Below are 18671 nucleotides of genomic sequence, written 5' to 3' on the forward strand. Positions count from 1 at the left end.
GCAAACTTACCGTTTTAAATATACATTATACATACCCGTTCCTAGGTATTTCCCGCCTAGGAATTGAACAATTTCTTATTTTTGAAGGAATAACTACCCAATTTCTCATGCAGGTACCCACTTTCTACTGCTTTAGTCAGGGCATCCAGGTGCTTATCATGGTGCAAATCTGTTCCTGCCAAATCGTAAAGCTTGTGCTCTAGCAAATAATCTGCCGTACGCTTCACTTCCTTGCCATAATATCCGGTTACCGAAAGCAAGTTCAACTGGAGCAATACGCCCATGTCCTTGTAACGGTGGAACCGCGCATGATCTTTATGATAAAAGGTATAACGCTCCGGGTGTGCCAGGATTACATTATAGCCTTTGATCTGCAGATCAAAAATAACCTTCTCTATATTTGGCGTTTCATTCAGATAGGACATCTCTATCAAAATATGCTTGTTTGGCAAGCACATCAGCTCATCCCCTATTTCAAAATTCTCATCGACCATGTGCTCTGCTGCTGCGCCGATTTCTACATTCAGCTTCGCTTTTTCCAGCGCCTCTTCAATAGATGCAAGCGCTGGATTGATCGTGTCACAAGTATTCGGATAAAGCTCTTTAAAAATGTGAGGGGTACATAAAAATTTGTTGAACCCCAAAGCATTCAGCTTTGTAATTAACGCGACGGATTGCGCTACGTCCGGTGATCCGTCATCTATCCCTGGTAGTAGGTGGGAATGCATGTCTACTCCCAACCAACTGATGTCCGTTACTTGTGGCTTTTTCTTGAAAAATGAGAACATGTGGCGATTTAAATTTGAATTGTCATTAATAAAACCTCTATTTTTCAGTGGTAGACCAATTAATATCAATTTTCGAAACGAAATTACGAAAAAGAAATGCAATAATATTAGGTTAATGTTAATTTTTCTAGCAGTTTTTTTGGTTTTTTACCACAATCAGTATCAAATACTTAGCCTAAAATTTCAAAAGTGTATTTTGTACACAAAGAACCTCCAAGGTATCAGGGGTTTAACAATAAAGATATTGAAAAGTGTTGTTACAATTGGCACTCGCTATTACAACTACAAAAGAAATACAAGAGAATAAGAATACAATAGAAACTAAAGTACTTGGACAAAATGGAATATGGAGATCGATAGCTGAAGCAGGAACTTCTGCAGCAGGTGTTGCGTATCATCCCAGCGACAAAGGCATGTACAATATTGCCGCTACACTAGCCAAATATATAATTGAGCTAAACCAACCCAAGTAGTATAAGAACATGGTTGGTTACCAAATCTCCAAGTAAAATTCATAGGTTTATATTTCATTAGCCCACGGCAATGAGTTATTAAATAAGAAAATCCAATATGGCCTACCTTTTCTACTGTTCTATTCTGATTGGCATTTTTGCCAACACGTTGTCCCTAGCACAAGGGTCATACACATCAACAAAACGAAAACTTATCTGGTCAGACGAATTTAATTATGTTGGTTTACCTGACGCTAAAAAGTGGAACTACGAAACTGGCTTTATCCGTAATCAGGAGAAGCAATACTATACAAAGGCTGACTATAAAAACGTAAATGTTAAAAATGGCAACTTAATTATTACTGCGAGGAAAGAAAGGCATAAAAATGCTGAATACACATCGGCAAGTATCAATACACTGAAAAAGGTTGATTTCGAAGGTGACTTCAGGATTGAAATAAGAGCGAAGCTTCCGTACGGCAAAGGTATTTGGCCTGCGATCTGGATGATGGGAACAAATATCCAGGAGATGAAATGGCCAAAATGTGCAGAATTTGACATCATGGAATTCGTAGGGCATACACCCAATACGATACACGCAAACATGCATTGGTGGGATGCTATATCAACTAAACCCGATAGACACAGTACTAGCGGAAGTAAAACAACAGTAAAGAACCTACATAATAAATATCACATCTATGCGATGGAGCGGAAAGGCGAAAATGTCAGATTTTTTGTAGACAACTTATGTTATTTTAATATCTCTGCCCCATCAACAGCTTATAAAGATTCTTTTTCGGCCCCACTTTATCTAATGATAAATACTGCAGTTGGTGGCACTTGGGGAGGACCGGTTGACGACTCGATATTTCCGCAACGCTTTTTGATAGACTACGTGAGAGCATATAGTCTGAAATAAATCTCTAAAGGTTGTTCTTACCACAATCAGTATCAAACACTTAGCTCAAAATTCTAAAAGTATATTTCTTACACCAAGAACCTCCAAGGTATCAGGCGTTTAACAATAAAGATATACTGTCTGAACCCAAGTTTCACTTGCGATATAATAGTAATCATAATTGATAAGATCTATGACGTCGGCAATCCGGATTTTGTGATCACCTCTCCTACTGGAAAATACAGATCCTGCAAATGATCATTTTTTTGGTTCATATAAACATCAATAACTGCGGAACTGTGCGGCCTTTGATTCGATCGCCTCATTGAACTTTTTGGCATGCTCCGAACTCATAACGGCTTCCACGAGTTCAAATGAATAACTTTTTTTGTGATCATCCGATACCCACCTTCCCTTAAAGATTTTACCAAGAAGCGTCCCTAAAAAGACGCCTGAGAAATTTGGTGATCCCTGTTCCACTAAAACGACGTTCCCCTTGCTATTTTTGTAACCGTTAAGCAGCAGGTAGGAATTTTTATTATCATATTTATAGCTGCCCACAATCGGATCAGCATTCGTACCCTCATCCAATCCTTGCAGATATAAGGTTACTTTAATTGATTTATTAATCGTACCCCTGTATAGCTTTCCCGTCTGTGCAGACGCTTTTAATAAAAGAATAGAAAATAATAGTGTTAAGATGGCGCGAGTCATATTTCGATAAATTTTAGTTTATATTTTCATATCGTTATCCTGCTATCCTGTGTTTAAGAAACTTCATTTTATGATCTTCAAATTTAAAAGTCCACATTTGCGCATATTCATCACAGATCTCTTCTTCATCAGGATGTGCCTTTCTATAATCATCGTTTGAATTTGTACCATAAGAAATATTGATTTCATTGTTTTTAATTTGAATACTGTACAGGTGATAACAGCCCTCATCTTTCACTTTATGCTCAAAACTAATTCTATCTTTTTTCTCCAAATCATTTGTATTCAAATGGTTAAACAAGTAATTTAATTCAATCATATCCGTTTTTTCATAAATCGTTTTAAACGAATTGGCGAACATCTTTTTAGTAATAGCACCATTATTTACGCCGCGTTCGGCATCGAAAATGCTATCTACTTCAAAAAAATTAACAGTACTATCTGCCAATGGAAAGTCAAAAAAACTTAAGAAGACAGTTTTATCTTCTTTTGCTATCGCATCACTAAATTTATTGAGTTCCATGATTATTTTTCCACGTTCTGAATTACTTTCAGGGCTTTGATTCGATTTTACAACGGCAGCGGTATCAGGCTTGATTTCTGCTTTCTGTTTTTCTCTACGATCTGTATGGCAAGACAAGAGAACGATTAATAAAAGGCTTAATAAAAGATTTCTTTGCATCATAATATCGGCTTTAATTACGAAATTTAAACTTACATATTTACCAGGGATGTAAAATTAGTAAATAAATACGCTCATTAATGGGATATATTGACTTGTCATCAAATTTGGTTGACAGTACTGCCTCATACACCTTGGTCTCCACTTGTCGATTCCTAAAAAAGCTAACTGTAAAGCTATAGACGTATAAGACTTTATAGCTTAATACGGATAAGACAGACACTACTACTCTACACACATTGGCTTTATCTAGGACTCTGGTTGCTGTCAGTTAGGTCTCTGGTTGGTGTACAGACAAACCAGAGACCTAACTAAGACCTAACGAAGACCTAGCAAAGACCTAGGCCTGTGGAGCTGTATCCTTAGTCTAATCCGTATTTGTCGATTCCTAAAAAAGCTATACAAGGATAAGACAAGTTAACTTATAATTAACGCCTATTATGCGGCTATTCTGCGGATACTCTGCGGACATTGTGCGGGTTGGCCCGATCAGCATCCGGAAAATATGCGATAAAAATTCAACAAGAAATTACTAAATAGTAGAGATCATAAAATATACAGTTAAGTCTGAAGACTCAACCTATGATAGTGTTTTATCTGGAATAACGGGCAACTATTGCGTAAATTTGCGCAGCAAGATGAAGGACCATACACTTGATAATGAACACAACATTTTACTCCGGCTCAAATCCGGGGATCAGGAAGCCTTAAGTGTGTTGTATTATTTTTATAGTGAGGCCCTTCTTAAATACGTGCAGCGGGCAGCACGATCTCCATTTCTTGCCGAAGATGTGGTACATGACACCTTTCTGAAAATCTGGCAAGGCAGAAATAATGTAGATCCTTCCAAGCCCTTTAAGCCCTACCTTTTCGTGGTAGCCAGACACACCCTTTTAAGTCTTTTGAAGCGGGCAAGGCTAGAAGCAGCTATCCTTTCCGAAATCAAGAGCTACGCCGGAGAAGAAGATCAGTCCACCCAGCGCCTGCTGGAATACAACGAAAGTCAGGACTTAGTCAATGAGGCCATTGATCAACTTAGCCCCCAGGTGAAAAGGACATTCCTATATTGCCGGATCCAGGGAATGAGCTACAAGCAGGCAGCACTGGCACTCAATGTAACCGAAAGCACGGTAAATAAACACATCAGTAAGGCGCTTCAATTGATAAGAGCACACCTCTTGAAGCATACCGGAAAAATATTTTTATTTTTTTTCATTTGCTATTGGATGTTTTTGCTCGCCCGGAAGTAATAGTTATAAAAGCATACCTTTTTATTAGCAGCATTTTGAACCAGGACATCATCAAACTTTTTCATAAATACCTAAACAGCCAATGCAGCAGCGAAGAACTGGACAAAGTACTGGCTATCCTGGAAGCAGGTACTTTCCTTGAGGAATGGGATGTTGCTTTATTACAAGATGCTGCTCTTCAGATGGACGCTGCAGATGAGCTCCCCCTGCAAAATGAGCTGTCTAAAATGAAGTTACACCATAGGTTGATGACTGCAGTTAACCAGGGAGACAAATCCATCAGGCTCGAAAGTTCCAGCCTGATCTGGAAGCGCATTTCCATCGCAGCAGCGGTATCAGCCATCGTATTTGGCCTGTGGTTTTTTACAGTCCCTCATCCCGGCTCCCCGGCAGGGCGAGCGCAGCAGAGCGAGCTCAGTGACATCGCCCCGGGAACCAGGGGAGCGACCATCACGCTGGCTAACGGTCAGGTAATTCAGCTGGACAGCACCAAGAAAGGTGTCCTGATCGGAACAGCTTTGACATATGATGATGGCGCTATCCTCTCAAGCGCAGCGAGAGTTCCTGAATTAATTTCAGGAGGTCAACTAACCGCCAGTACAGCCAAAGGCCAAACCTACGAATTCACTTTACCCGACGGCACGCAGGTATACCTAAACTCCGATTCTAAGCTTTCCTTCCAGGCCGATATGCACAAGCGCCTGACCAGAAAGGTAACACTGCTTGGTGAAGGTTATTTTAAAGTGGCTAAAGACAAATCCCATCCCTTTATTGTGGAGAGCAATGGCCAGCAGGTCAAGGTACTTGGGACAGTATTCAACATCAACAGCTATGCTGATGAACCGGACCGCAAAACAACTTTAATTGAAGGAAGTATTGAAATCAGCAGCTCAAAAAACAAATCCCTGCTTCAGCCAGGCCAACAAGCTATTGTAAATGATTCAGGCGCATTGGCTGTTGCCGAGGCAGATACTGAAATGGCCACAGCATGGAAAAACGATAAATTCATATTTGAAGATAACGACATCCAATCGGTGATGCGCGTGCTGAAACGCTGGTACAATATAGAAGTGGCCTATTCCGGACCTTTACCCGAGCTCAGCTTTGGAGGCAAAATATCACGGTCCAATAACCTGTCCAGCGTGCTCCGGTTTTTGGAAACTACAGGAGGTGTCCACTTTAAATTGGAAGGACATAAAGTCTACGTACACAAATAAACAATGTTAACTAAACCAAAAGCTATGGATAAAAAACTACGACTGTAATCATACCCGAAGAGCGGACAGGGCTCTTAAAAAAAAGACCAGGAGCAAAACTCCTGGTCAGTTGGCCTGTCAACGAAAATAATCAACTGATACAGCTGCACCTCAGCCCTGGAAAGTCAGGGTGCTGCTCAAACCAAACTAAACAAACTTAATGATAATTGCTTTTGAAAGCAATCGTTAGGGTCTCTCGTGGACTAAAATGAGTTTAGTTTTAAAAACCTAACGACAAAATGTTTCGAATCCGGATCAAGAATCCTGGTATATGCCAACCGATATACCATAAGACCATATTAATTATGCGGTTAACCATCGTACTCTTAGTAGCCTCCTTCATGCAGGTAAGTGCCGCCGGCTTTGCACAAAAGGTGAACTTATCTACTTCAAAAGTGTCCTTAAAATCTATATTGGCCAGTTTGAGCAAACAGACGGGCTATGATTTTATCTATGCAGAACAATTGCTCAAAACTGCCGGACCAGTGACGATAAAAGTAAAAAATGCAGACTTGCCTGACGTGCTGGAACAAATATTCAGTACACAGCCATTGAGCTTCGTGCTGGACTCCAAAACGGTGATTTTGAAAGCCAAAGAAAAATCATATTTGGAACGCTTAGTTGAAAAATTTCAGGAAATCGATGTCAACGGCAGAGTACTGGATGAAACTGGCATTCCCATACCCGGAGCGACCATCAAAGTTAAAGGAAAATCCAACACCACCGTGTCGGGACTTAACGGTGAATTTACGCTCAGGAACATCACAGAATCAGCTATCATTCAGATCAGCTACCTGGGTTATGAGCTCCTGGAGCTAAAAGCCAGCACCAGCATGGGCAATGTGGTACTGAAAACGGCGACCAGCAAACTGGATGAAGTACAAATCCAGGCCTACGGCACCACCTCAAAAAGATTGAGTACTTCAAACATCAGCACCGTCAAAGCAGAAGACCTGGAGCGCCAGCCTGTTGCGAATCCCCTGCTGGCCTTAATGGGCAGGGTTCCCGGCCTGCAAATTTCGCAAAGCAATGGTAATCCCAACAGTGGCGTTACCGTGCGTGTGCAGGGACAAAACAGTATTTCTAATGGAAATGATCCATTTTATGTGATTGATGGCGTGCCATACCCGCCACAAATGCTGGCCACCGCCCTCAATGGCGGTAATCTTGGTAACTCAGGAAGGACACCCGGCAACCCGCTAAGTTTTATAAACCCGGCAGATATCGAGAGTATAGACATACTCAAAGACGCTGATGCTACGGCAATCTATGGTTCCCGTGCCGCCAATGGAGCGATTTTGATCACGACAAAACGTGGAAAGGCCGGTGAGATCAAAGTAGATTTCAACCTGCAAAGCGGCTTTAGTGCCTTCACCAATAGATTTGATAAACTAAGTACCGAACAGTACTTAGAAATGCGCAGAGAAGCCCTTAAAAATACCAACACAGCAGCAACTGCTGCCAATGCTTACGATATTTTGAACCTCTATGGGTACGACAACAATCGAAATGTCGACTGGCAATCAGAGGTACTGGACAAGAAGAGCTCATTTTCCAACTTTCAGATGAGCATTTCCGGCGGGAATGCGAACACACAATATGTCCTTGGTGGCGGATACATCCATCAGGGTTCTTTCCTGCCCGGCGATTTCCGAAATGGGAAAGCATCTGGCCATTTCAACATCAATACCAGCTCAAATAACCGCAAATTCCAGGTCCAGTTTGGGGGCAGTTACCTCAATGACAACAATACCCTTCCCAGTTCCACCAATTTTGTGGCAGCTATTGTTCCGGCATTGTCGCCAAATGCGCCTTCCCTATACAATGCAGATGGAACCTTGAATTTTGCACTGGATGCTGCCGGACTTTCCTCCTATCTATATGGCAACAACCCACTGGCATCCCTCTCCGCCATCAACATCAATAAGACCCGTAACCTGGTGACACATGCAGACCTGAGCTACGAAATCATCCAGGGCCTCCAGCTGAAGGCCAACCTGGGGTACAACGACCTCAGCTCAAACGAACTGGTCACCACGCCGCTATCCAGCTATCAGCCTTATGTGAGGCCTTTTGTAAGCCGGGCATCTCAATTTGCCAATAACGCAACCAGGAGCTGGATCGTGGAGCCGCAACTGAACTATAAGCTGAACAGGGCCTGGGGTGAGTTAAATGTCTTGCTGGGTGCCAGTGCACAGCAGAACCAAAGCGAGGGCCAGATTGTAAATGCCTCCGGTTATGTCAGTGACGAGTTGATGCAGACCATCATCGGCGCGACTACCCTTGAAGGTGCCGGAACGGTGTCAACAGCCTATAAATATAGCGCAGCTTTTGCGAGGATCAATTACAATTATCAAAACAAATATTTGCTGAATTATACCATCCGTAGAGATGGGACGAGCCGTTTTAGTCCTGAATACAGGTTTCACAATTTCCAGGCCATAGGTGCAGGCTGGATATTTACGGAGGAAGCAGGCTTAAAAGAAAGTCTGCCATGGCTGAGTTTCGGAAAGCTCAATGTAAGCTACGGGACTAGTGGTAGTGACCAGATCGGTGACAACTTATATTTTGCTACTTATGGCGCATCTGCACGGACTTATCAAACCATTCCTGTACTCTCACTCTCACGTATAGCCACACCAAACTTACATTGGGAAGAGACCAGTAAACTTAACTTCGGTCTTAAAACAGGCTTCTTCAAAGACCGTTTGCTGTTTGAGGTAAATTATGCCCATAACCGCTCCACGGATCAGCTGCTATCCTATTTCGTTCCATATTACTCCAGTGGCTTTGGTACGGTAAGCAGTAATTTTCCTGCTGTAGTGCGCAATACCAGCTGGGAGTTTGCGCTAAACAGTACAAATATTCGAACACAGGACCTGAGCTGGACAAGTGCTTTCAACCTGACGGTCCCGAAGAATACTTTGGTGTCTTTTCCTGACCTGGCAAGTTCATCTTATGCATCAAGACTGGTGATCGGAGAATCGGTAAACATCAGCAGACAGTTTCATTTTCTGGGGGTAGATCCGGCTTCCGGACAGTACGTATATGCGGACAGCAAAGGAAACCCGACAATGAACCCCAATTCTGCAACAGATTATGTTTCCGTCGACTTAAACCCTAAGTTTTACGGAGGTTTTCAGAACACCTTCAATTATAAAAGCCTGTCCTTCGATTTTTTGTTTCAGTTCATGAACAAGAAAGCTAAAAACGAATATTTTACCACAACACTCGCTGGTGCGGTGGCAAACAATCAGCCGGATTTTGTCACAAACCGCTGGCAAAATCCCGGGGACATCGCAGAACGGATGCTATATACGACCAGTTCAAGCGTTTCATTTAACAATTCCTACTTGTATAATGATGCCGGGTTTACCAGTGCTTCCTATATCAAACTGCGCAACGCATCCCTCTCCTGGAAAGTACCGGAGACATGGGCGAAGAAAGTATTTCTGAGAAATGCGGCTCTTTTTGTACTGGGACAAAACCTGCTGACGATTAGTGATTATTACGGCAGGGATCCAGAATTCAATTCAAACACGAGCTACCCGGCATCCAGAACCTTCACATTTGGTGCGAGGCTGGGATTGTAAATTAACAACATTTAAAACCTAAAGTCATGAAATCAAGAATTTCTCTAACTATACTCACAGGCTTGATGATCTTCAGCACGGCCTGCAAAAAACTGACTGACGGAGGTTTGCCCAAAAACCTGCTGACTGACGAAACAACATTTACCGCAGATGCTACTGCCATTGCTGCAATTACCAATACCTATGCTACTTTTAGCAACATGAACATCCCTGCTGATCCCTTTAAAAGCATTGGGCTTAGGGCCGGGCTATCTGCAGATGAGTTGACATTCTTTGCCAACTATCCCCCATCCACATCTGGTTACGACGACTTGCTAAAATATTATCAAAACGCGGTTACGCCAGCAAACGCAACACCATGGGTACAGTGCTATTCGTTTATCTTCAATGCCAATGTAGCGATCAATAGCCTGAATATGTCGACCACACTCACAGCCCGGGTAAAGGAGCAATTACTCGGCGAGATGAAGTTTACCCGTGCATTCATGTATTTTTATCTGGTCAACTTATATGGCGATGTACCCTTGGCTTTGTCTCACGATTTTACGGTAAACCAGCGGATCGGACGTACGCCCATAGCACAGGTCTATCAACAGATGATCCGCGACCTTACTGAAGCTCAGGCAGTGTTGAGCGAAGGTTATGTGGACGCGACCTTATTGGCTTCTTCTACTGAACGTATACGGCCAAACAAATGGGCAGCTACAGCGCTGCTGGCACGCTGTTACCTCTACACAGGAGATTATACAAAAGCAGAAGAGCAGGCGACAGCGGTCATAGGCAATACTGGCTTATACCGATTGCCGGCATTGAACGAGGCTTTCCTGAAAAATAGTGTGGAAACCATTTGGTCTACACAACCGGTAGGTACGCTTACGCTGGCGAATACTGCTGAAGGCAGGGTATTTACCCTAACTGCCTCGGGGCCCAACACCACCAATCCCGTTTACCTGAGCAGCCAGCAAATGGCGGCTTTCAGTCCCGGCGATCTTCGCGGCACAGTAGGTTATTGGGTAGGATCCGTCACGGCCTCCGGACTAAGCTATTTCTATCCCACAAAATATAAAATCGGAAGTACCAGCACAGCAACGGCTGAATACTCCATGATGCTTAGGTTAGCGGAACAGTACCTGATCCGCGCAGAAGCTAGAGCACAGCTTGGAAAAGGAGCTGCAGCGGCAGAAGATTTGAACGCACTGAGAACCCGTGCCCGTGCTGCGCAGACCACAGCTGTTCCAAATCCATTACCGGCAATACCTGCCACATTATCTCAGGTAGATCTCTTAGCAGCAGTGCTGAAGGAAAGACAAGCTGAATTGTTTACCGAGTGGGGACACCGCTGGCTGGATCTGAGAAGATCGGGAACTATAGATGTAGTGATGAATGCAGTGACACCGCTGAAAGTAACGGCTTCTTCTACGCCGAATAACTGGAACAGTGCCTATGCTTTATACCCGATTCCACAGGCAGAGCTTGACCGCAGTCCATTGCTGGTTGGGCATCAAAACCCCGGTTACTAACCCCATTGTTCAATTAATTTAAATCAGATCATGAATTCATTCACTAAATATATCATTGGGCTATTTTCACTGGCTTTGCTAGCCTCCTGTGAAAAGGATATGCCCAAATTTTCAGCACTGGCCTCTTTAAATGTGGCAAATGCCGTACTGAGCGGCAACAATGTAAAATTGAATACCAATGTAAGGGACAGCGCTACCGTTAATGGCTACAAGCTGTTTCAGCTCAATGCCAGCCAAAGCACTGGCATCAGGTTGTACCCTACGAATAATCCTTCAGTATCGTATTACGATCAGTCGCGCGAGATTGTCAATGGAGGGATCTATTCCTTATTTTTAACTGGAACAGCTACGGCACCAGAGGCAGTATTTGTCAAAGATGAAATTCCACCTTTCAGTCAGGACAGCATCATCCGGGTGAGGGTAGTCAACTGTTCGCCGGGCAGCACGGCTTTGAGCCTAGCTCTTGCTTCGGCCCCCGCGGCAAATATTTTTAGCGATTTAGCCTACAAGCAATTGAGCGCATTCACTACACTCCCGCTAAAAACAACAGTCCCCACAGGATCAAATGCCTTCCAGATCAAAAACTCAAGCGGAACTGTATTGGCCACCTATACCCTGCCCGCAAGCGGAGTGATCAGCATTGCATCCTCACGGTTTAAATGCATCACTTTAGTCGTCAAAGGACAGGTGGGTACGACTACCGGGGCTAATGCATTTGGGGTTTATGCCATGTCAAATTATTAGAGGTTTATTAAAGGGTTAAGTCTTCAGACTTAACCCTTTCCAAGCCGGTAATTTAAAACAGACTCTACCTCAATACATCAAGCCAAACAACCACAACGGAATTTTATTGCCGGACCCGATTTCCAGATCATCTGCGGCGACGTAAGAATTACTAATGCCGGCGATTTGCCTGAAGGTTTTATCTGCTCCTCCAACCTCGAAAGTATGCATCTCGTCAACCGTAAAATCACCCGCTTTTGCTAAACTTACGGTATGTCCTGTATTTCTAAATTGGTTTAAAAAAAGCACTCCCTTCTACTTCCGGTATTTGAAGGGCTAGAGGACAAGGCTTCAAACAGATTTGGGTTATCCAGCAAAACCTTGGAAGGTTTCTCTATTACTCCCATTCCTTTGCCCTCAAGATACACCTGCTGAATCAATTTGGCCCGTTCCAGATAATGAAAATACTGAATTAACGTACTCCTTCCATATCCATATCAGATTACATTTCAAATGTAAACAAAACGTACAAAATCCAGCCATCCAACACCATAGCATTTTGGATAGCTGTCCTTTTTACGTAGTTTTATCTTTCCAGGGTTTTATTTTTTTAAAGTATTAGGATGATAAGAAGACAGATATTTTTAACGATCCTATGGCTGTTTACTGCCATTTCGGGATATTCAAATGGTCACATAGCAGACAGTTTATGGCATGTTTTGAAGCATGACCTTGCTAAAGACAAGTATTACGTGCAACAAAAAGAAAACAAAATTAAGCAACTAAAGCTAGCCCTGTCCGCAGCTCCGAATGACCGGTTTCGGCCACAATTCGATTTACTGTCAAAACTATTCGGTGAGTACAGCGCATTTCGCTTTGACTCAGCCATCGCTACTGCTCACAAGATGATTGCATTGTCCAAGAAATATGAAGATCGGGAAAACCTATTTCAGAGTCAGAAAGCATTTACAACATTGCTGGTCAAATCCGGATTTTATAAAGAGGCATTTGAATCCCTTTCTGCAATGGATACAGCGCATTTCACTAAGCTCAACAGGTATGAGTTTCTACTTTTGCGCTCGGGTTTGAATGTAGAGATCAGCGCCTATAATAATGATGCCTTTTTCTCAAAACGCTATAGCGCAGTAGGACAAAGAGACTACGATGAGGCCATGGCGATGCTAACCCCTGATGAAACGGAAAAAACGATCAACCTGGCGTTCTCCGAAGGCCCTAAAAAACCTCCGGTAGAATTTTATTACAAATACCTCAACAATAACAAGTTCACAGATCATCAGATAGCGATGCTGGCAACCAGGGTAAGTTTTGCATATAGCAACCAAGACAAACTCATGCTGCTGACACTTGCAGCGATTAAAGATCTCCGATCCTCCATAAAGGAAACTTTTGCGATATTTTTACTTGGTCAGGAGCTATTTAAACAGGACAGGAATAGTGATGCCTATCTCTGCATGAACGAAGCACTAAAAAATGCATCCTTTTATGGCACACGAAACCGCGCCGCACAGATCGAACCAATACTTCCATTAATCGTAAACGGACTGATCGCGGAAGAGCACCATGAAAAGCGCATGCTCTGGATAGGCATCGGGATCTTCCTGATCGTTGCTGTTGTACTGGTTATTCAGCTGGTCTTACTTCGCAAACAAATGATCCGTATTAAGCTGAACGAGCAGATCATTCAGCAAAACAATAAGGAACTGAATGAACTGAACGGTAAACTTTGGGAATCTTCAAGAATCAAAGAGGAATTAATAGGCCTGTTTCTAAATACTTGCTCTCTACATATTGAAACACTGGAAAATGTAAAGCGCAAAGCACAACATAAAATAAAAACCGGAAAATATGAGGAAGCGGTCACGATGCTGGCAGACATACCGATCCAGAAAGAAAGGAAAAACCTGTTCAAGACCTTAGATAAAGTGTTCGTTACCCTTTTCCCGAATTTTGTAACTGCATTCAATGCATTGCTAAAGCCCGAAGAGCAGATATTTCTTAAAGAAGGAGAGGTATTGACAGCCAGCCTACGGATCTATGCCTTGATGCGCCTCGGGGTCACTGACATCAAGGCGATCGGGCGAATATTGGATTTTACCGAGAATACGGTATACACCTACAAAACCAGAATCAGAAGTAAGTCAACGTTACAACCTGAAGCATTTGAACACATGGTTATGGGTATAAAATTCACGGATGAGCGTTGATATCCCGCCTAAATGGGTAAAAAAAAGGCATATGGGATCTATATAATTCACGACACAAACAAACATAAGTATTTGTTAAAAAGACATTTACACAATAAGCGGACTTGATATTTTTCATACGCATCCAGCGACCTGCGCTCAGCGGCGATAGGTCCCTATATTTGCAATAATCAAATATTAATCCGTATGAGAAGAATGCTACTCGCTTTGTTTTTTGCTGCGCTCCATTTGCTTGCACCCGCCTGTAAGAAAAAATCAGATCAAAGCACTACTGCCATTGACCCTCCTGCACAGGGAGTCAAATATTTCAGAAATCCCATTATTTCCGGGGACCATGCCGATCCCTTTGTTGCCCAAAAAGATGGCTATTATTATTTCCTGTCGACCAGGGGTGGACATATATCCATTGCAAAAACACCTGCAATGTCCCAGCTTAACAATGCCGTAGACAAAATTGTATGGACTCCCGCGCCCAATACGCCTTATGCTGTCGACATATGGGCTCCGGAGCTTTATTTCCTCGATGGTAAATGGTATCTGTATTTTGCAGCTGCGGAACGTGGAGTAAATGACAGTAACCGCATGTTCGTTCTGGAAAACGCGAATCCGGATCCTACGCAAGGAGTATGGATCTATAAAGGCCGCATATTTGATGCAGCCGATGACCAATGGGCCATCGACGGAACAATATTGACCATTGCCGACAAAAGATTCCTGGTCTGGTCCGGATGGGACAATCCTTCAGAAAAATATAAACAATCCATTTACATTGCCCCTATGTCAAACCCCTGGACCATCAGCGGAGGCAGGGTGAAGATATCTGCGCCTACAGAGGTATGGGAAAAATACGAGCCGGCCTCCATGGGTATTGGTGTCAATGAGGCACCTATAGTTTTGCAGCGTGATGCCAATAGTCCGGTATTCATCATTTTCTCCGCCAGCCGATATACAAGCGACAACTATTGTCTTGCCCAGATTCAATTGAAAACCGGAGGAAATCCATTGGTTGCCGAAGACTGGATCAACAAAAAGCAGGTTTTTGCCAAAAGTGATCAGAATGGAGTTTATGGGCCCGGACACAACGGTTTTTTTACCAGCAGCAAGACCGATGCGACAGGTATGACCAAGACCGAGCACTGGTTTGTCTACCATGCAAGAAACGAGGCCAACCAGCCCAACCTTCACGAAGTTCCAGAATGCAAAAATTGAACTGGAATGCCGACGGTTCTCCAAATTTTGGTACGCCCACAAGTATCAACACCATGATCCCCTGTCCCATAGCTGAATAAGCCTCAATAGCAGATTTTCCATACTGTGCCTTCCAAAAGAGGGCGAGATGGATCGCGTATGCCTATTTGACCTGCGCAAATTCACACACCAATCCATAAACCAATCCATAAATTATGCAAATAAAACTTCTATTAAACCACCTGATCAACCGGTACAAATACCGGTTGATCAATCAACGTGCTTCCCTCTTGATCTTATGCACTTTGCTTGCATTTGATTTAACCGCGACAGCAGGCAGCAGAACTGATGGTTTTTCGGCTCCGGCCAGCCCATCGGCTTATCGCTTTCAGCAGCAGATCAGCGGTCGGGTTACCGATTCGGTAGGAAAACCCTTACCGGGGGTTTCCTTAACCATCAAGGGCAGCAAGAATGGCACCACCACCGACACAAATGGGGCCTACCAAATAGCGGCAGCCGCGACTGATGTCTTGCAGGTAAAAATGCTTGGCTATATCGGCCAGGAAATCCTCATCGGGGATCAGACCCGAATAAACCTGGTCTTAAAGGAAGAATCTTCTAACTTGGATGAAGTTGTGGTCGTGGCCTTTGGGGCACAAAAAAAGCTGACCACCATAGGTGCACAGAGCAGCCTTAAAGTGGCCGACCTTAAGCAGCCAGTGGCCAACATTTCCAATTTAGTGGCTGGCCGGGTTGCTGGTATCGTCGGCGTACAGCGAAGCGGCGAACCGGGTTACGATAATGCCGAGATCTATATCCGTGGTATCTCTACCTTTACCAGCAGCTCACCGCTGATCTTGGTCGACGGCGTAGAAAGGTCTTTCAATAACATCGACCCGGAAGATATTGCGAGTTTTAGTGTCCTGAAGGATGCTTCTGCTACAGCGCTATACGGGGTGAGGGGAGCCAATGGCGTGATCATCATCCAAACCAAAAAAGGACGGGGAGGTAAAACAGCGGTGAACGTTCAATATGATCAGGGAATGACCGAATTCACGCGTTTGCCACAGTTTGCAGATGGCATCACTTACCTCAATATTGCCAACGAGGGATACAGAAATAGTTTCCCCAATGATCCCAATCCCAGATATTCTGCCGAGCGGATTGCCGCGACTGCAGCACAGTCGGACCCCGATCTGTACCCCAATGTAAACTGGATGGACGTGATCTTAAACCCAACTGGTCAGAATCGCCGGGCAAGAGTGAATGCCAATGGTGGCTCCGACAAGGCTCAGTATTATCTTTCCGTTGGCTACTATGATGAAACCGGGATGTTCAAAACAGATGAACTGGCCAATTACAATTCCAGCATGAAATTCGGCAGGTTCAACTTTACCTCCAACCTGACCCTCGATGTCACAAAGACCACCAAGGTAGACTTTGGTCTGTCAGGCTGGATCAGCAATGGCAATTATCCGGGATCTGGCACGGGCAGCATATTCAATGCGGCTTATTTAATGACACCAGTTACCATCCCCGACCGCTACTCAAATGGGCTATTCCCAAAAATAAGAACCACTACCATATTGAATCCATATACGCTCCTTACGCAAGCGGGTTATGTGACCGAGTTCAGAAATCAGTTGTGGAGCAACCTGCGACTGACACAAAACCTCGATTTTATCGCAAAAGGCTTATCCATCACTGGAATGTATTCATTCGATAATTACAACACCCATCGCCTGGCGCGGACAAAAACTGTAGATGGCTATCTGGCAACCGGCAGGAATGCTGATGGAGAACTCATTTTTGAACAAACTGAGGTCGGTACCAATTATTTGGGCTATGACCGCAGCAATGGGGGAAGCCGCCAGTTTTACCTCGAAAGCGCCATCAACTACACGAAGACGGTAGACAAGCACAACATTACCGCGATGTTGCTCTACAACCAGTCTGACCGCGTAGAGGCTTTTGCCTCAGATTTTATCAGCTCCATCCCTTTCAGGTACATGGGCCTTGCAGGAAGGACGACCTATGCATTCGACAACAAATACCTGGCTGAACTGAATTTTGGATACAACGGCTCGGAGACATTCGCACCCAAGAAGCGCTTTGGGTTCTTTCCTTCATTTGGACTGGGCTGGGTAATCTCCGAGGAAGCTTTCTTTAAAAACGCAAAAGATGATTTTTCTTTACTAAAGCTCAGGTTCTCCTATGGCACAGTCGGAAACAGCAATATCGGTGGCAGACGTTTTGCCTATATCAGCACCATTACCGGGCAGGGCGGATACAATTATGGACAAAACAACATCAATAACAACATCGGAGGGATCAATTTCGGTGATTATGCAGTGGATGTATCCTGGGAAAGGGCAACTAAATACAATGCTGGTATAGAACTAAAAACGCTGAAAGACGCGCTTTCGATCACTGCTGACGTGTTCAGGGAAAACCGGTCCGGAATCTTCAGACAGCGTGGAGACATGCCGCTCGCTGTGGGGGTGGCCAATCTGCCCTATGCCAATCTGGGTAAAGTAAGCAATACTGGTATAGATGCTACCGTCGACTATCAGCAGAAACTGGGAAGCCTCAGTTTAGGGATCAGAGGAAATATCAACTGGAACAGGGCGATCAATATTGACGATGCCAATGCGCCCTATCCTTTCCCATGGCAACAGCGAATCGGACGAAAGCTAGGCCAGCGTTTTGGTTATATCGCGGAAGGCTTATTCCAGTCTGATGATGAGGTGGCCAACAGTCCATATCAAACAGGGGTCAACAAAGCAGGCGACATCAAATACAAGGACCTGAATGGTGATGGTAAGATAGACACTTACGACCAGGCCCCTATTGGCTATGGCAGTATTCCGGAAATCGTTTACGGTTTCGGACCTACCATAAACTGGAAAAACTGGTCGCTGGCCACCTGGTTTAAGGGCATCAGTAAAGTAGACATCTCCCTGAATGGAGATGGCTTCCAGCCTTTTGCCCTAGGAGGAGAGCGCGGCAACTTGCTTAAGGAAGTCAGCAACCGCTGGACGCCGGAAAATCCGAGCAGTGATGTACTCTATCCGCGCATCACCTATGGCAGCGACAATATGAATTATCAGGGCAGTTCATGGTGGACAAAAAACGGATCTTTCCTGCGCCTTCAGACACTGGAACTGAACTACAACTTTTCAGGGAAGAAATGGTTGTCCAAAATTGGGGTTTCCAACCTAAACATTTACGCCATAGGATATAACCTGCTGACATTTAGTGAATTTAAAATGTGGGATGTAGAACTGGGCGATGGCAGAGGCTCACAATATCCATTACTAAAGACCTACAATCTGGGTTTGAGGTGCTCACTTTGATCCACTAACATCTAAAGACAAAA

Annotated in this window: 14 protein-coding genes; 10 read left to right on the plus strand and 4 right to left on the minus strand. The window is 44.0% G+C overall.

Features of this window, described 5'->3' with window-relative positions; translation table 11 throughout:
• Positions 1-56 precede the first annotated feature (56 nt).
• On the minus strand, positions 57-788 hold the full coding sequence (locus tag WAE59_RS19335) for a tyrosine-protein phosphatase (protein ID WP_337857626.1): 732 nt from the start codon (positions 786-788) through the stop codon (positions 57-59).
• A 263-nt stretch (positions 789-1051) separates the two neighbouring features.
• Between WAE59_RS19335 and WAE59_RS19340 the strand changes: the two genes are divergently transcribed.
• Together WAE59_RS19340 and WAE59_RS19345 are read left to right on the plus strand one after the other, a co-directional pair.
• On the plus strand, positions 1052-1261 hold the full coding sequence (locus WAE59_RS19340) for a hypothetical protein (RefSeq protein ID WP_337857627.1): 210 nt from the start codon (positions 1052-1054) through the stop codon (positions 1259-1261).
• 97 nt (positions 1262-1358) lie between these two features.
• A complete protein-coding gene (locus tag WAE59_RS19345; protein WP_337857628.1) occupies positions 1359-2162 on the plus strand; it encodes a glycoside hydrolase family 16 protein in 804 nt (267 codons plus the stop codon).
• Positions 2163-2423: 261 nt separating this feature from the next.
• Here WAE59_RS19345 and WAE59_RS19350 read toward each other — a convergent pair whose 3' ends face one another.
• Positions 2424-2855, minus strand: a complete 432-nt coding sequence (locus WAE59_RS19350; RefSeq protein ID WP_337857629.1) for a hypothetical protein — start codon at positions 2853-2855, stop codon at positions 2424-2426.
• A gap of 34 nt (positions 2856-2889) precedes the next feature.
• The gene (locus tag WAE59_RS19355; protein WP_337857630.1) at positions 2890-3540 is read right to left on the minus strand and encodes a hypothetical protein; all 651 of its coding nucleotides are present in this window, start codon (positions 3538-3540) and stop codon (positions 2890-2892) included.
• A 635-nt stretch (positions 3541-4175) separates the two neighbouring features.
• Between WAE59_RS19355 and WAE59_RS19360 the strand changes: the two genes are divergently transcribed.
• The 5 genes from WAE59_RS19360 to WAE59_RS19380 all read left to right on the plus strand — a co-directional run bounded on the left by WAE59_RS19360 (position 4176) and on the right by WAE59_RS19380 (position 11900).
• Entirely contained in the window at positions 4176-4787 is a 612-nt protein-coding gene (locus tag WAE59_RS19360; protein ID WP_337857631.1) for an RNA polymerase sigma factor, read from the plus strand.
• 35 nt (positions 4788-4822) lie between these two features.
• Positions 4823-6004, plus strand: a complete 1182-nt coding sequence (locus WAE59_RS19365; protein WP_337857632.1) for a FecR family protein — start codon at positions 4823-4825, stop codon at positions 6002-6004.
• 344 nt (positions 6005-6348) lie between these two features.
• Positions 6349-9636 (plus strand): SusC/RagA family TonB-linked outer membrane protein, encoded by a 3288-nt coding sequence (locus WAE59_RS19370; protein ID WP_337857633.1) that lies wholly within the window; start codon positions 6349-6351, stop codon positions 9634-9636.
• A gap of 26 nt (positions 9637-9662) precedes the next feature.
• Positions 9663-11156: a RagB/SusD family nutrient uptake outer membrane protein gene (locus WAE59_RS19375; RefSeq protein ID WP_337857634.1), complete on the plus strand. Its 1494-nt coding sequence runs from the start codon at positions 9663-9665 to the stop codon at positions 11154-11156.
• 30 nt (positions 11157-11186) lie between these two features.
• Positions 11187-11900, plus strand: coding sequence for a hypothetical protein (locus WAE59_RS19380; protein WP_337857635.1), 714 nt, complete (start codon positions 11187-11189; stop codon positions 11898-11900).
• A gap of 69 nt (positions 11901-11969) precedes the next feature.
• On the opposite strand, the gene WAE59_RS19385 is transcribed toward WAE59_RS19380, so the two are convergent.
• Positions 11970-12188, minus strand: a complete 219-nt coding sequence (locus tag WAE59_RS19385; protein WP_337857636.1) for a hypothetical protein — start codon at positions 12186-12188, stop codon at positions 11970-11972.
• Between the two features lie 314 nt (positions 12189-12502).
• On the opposite strand from WAE59_RS19385, the gene WAE59_RS19390 reads away from it, so the two are divergent.
• The 3 genes from WAE59_RS19390 to WAE59_RS19400 all read left to right on the plus strand — a co-directional run bounded on the left by WAE59_RS19390 (position 12503) and on the right by WAE59_RS19400 (position 18648).
• Complete coding sequence (locus WAE59_RS19390) at positions 12503-14104, plus strand: DUF6377 domain-containing protein (protein WP_337857637.1); 1602 nt, start codon at positions 12503-12505, stop codon at positions 14102-14104.
• Between the two features lie 186 nt (positions 14105-14290).
• A complete protein-coding gene (locus WAE59_RS19395) occupies positions 14291-15313 on the plus strand; it encodes a glycoside hydrolase family 43 protein (protein WP_337857638.1) in 1023 nt (340 codons plus the stop codon).
• 194 nt (positions 15314-15507) lie between these two features.
• A complete protein-coding gene (locus WAE59_RS19400) occupies positions 15508-18648 on the plus strand; it encodes a SusC/RagA family TonB-linked outer membrane protein (protein WP_337857639.1) in 3141 nt (1046 codons plus the stop codon).
• Positions 18649-18671 lie beyond the last annotated feature (23 nt).

It is taken from the genome of Pedobacter sp. GR22-6, from assembly GCF_037402555.1.
GTDB lineage: Bacteria > Bacteroidota > Bacteroidia > Sphingobacteriales > Sphingobacteriaceae > Pedobacter.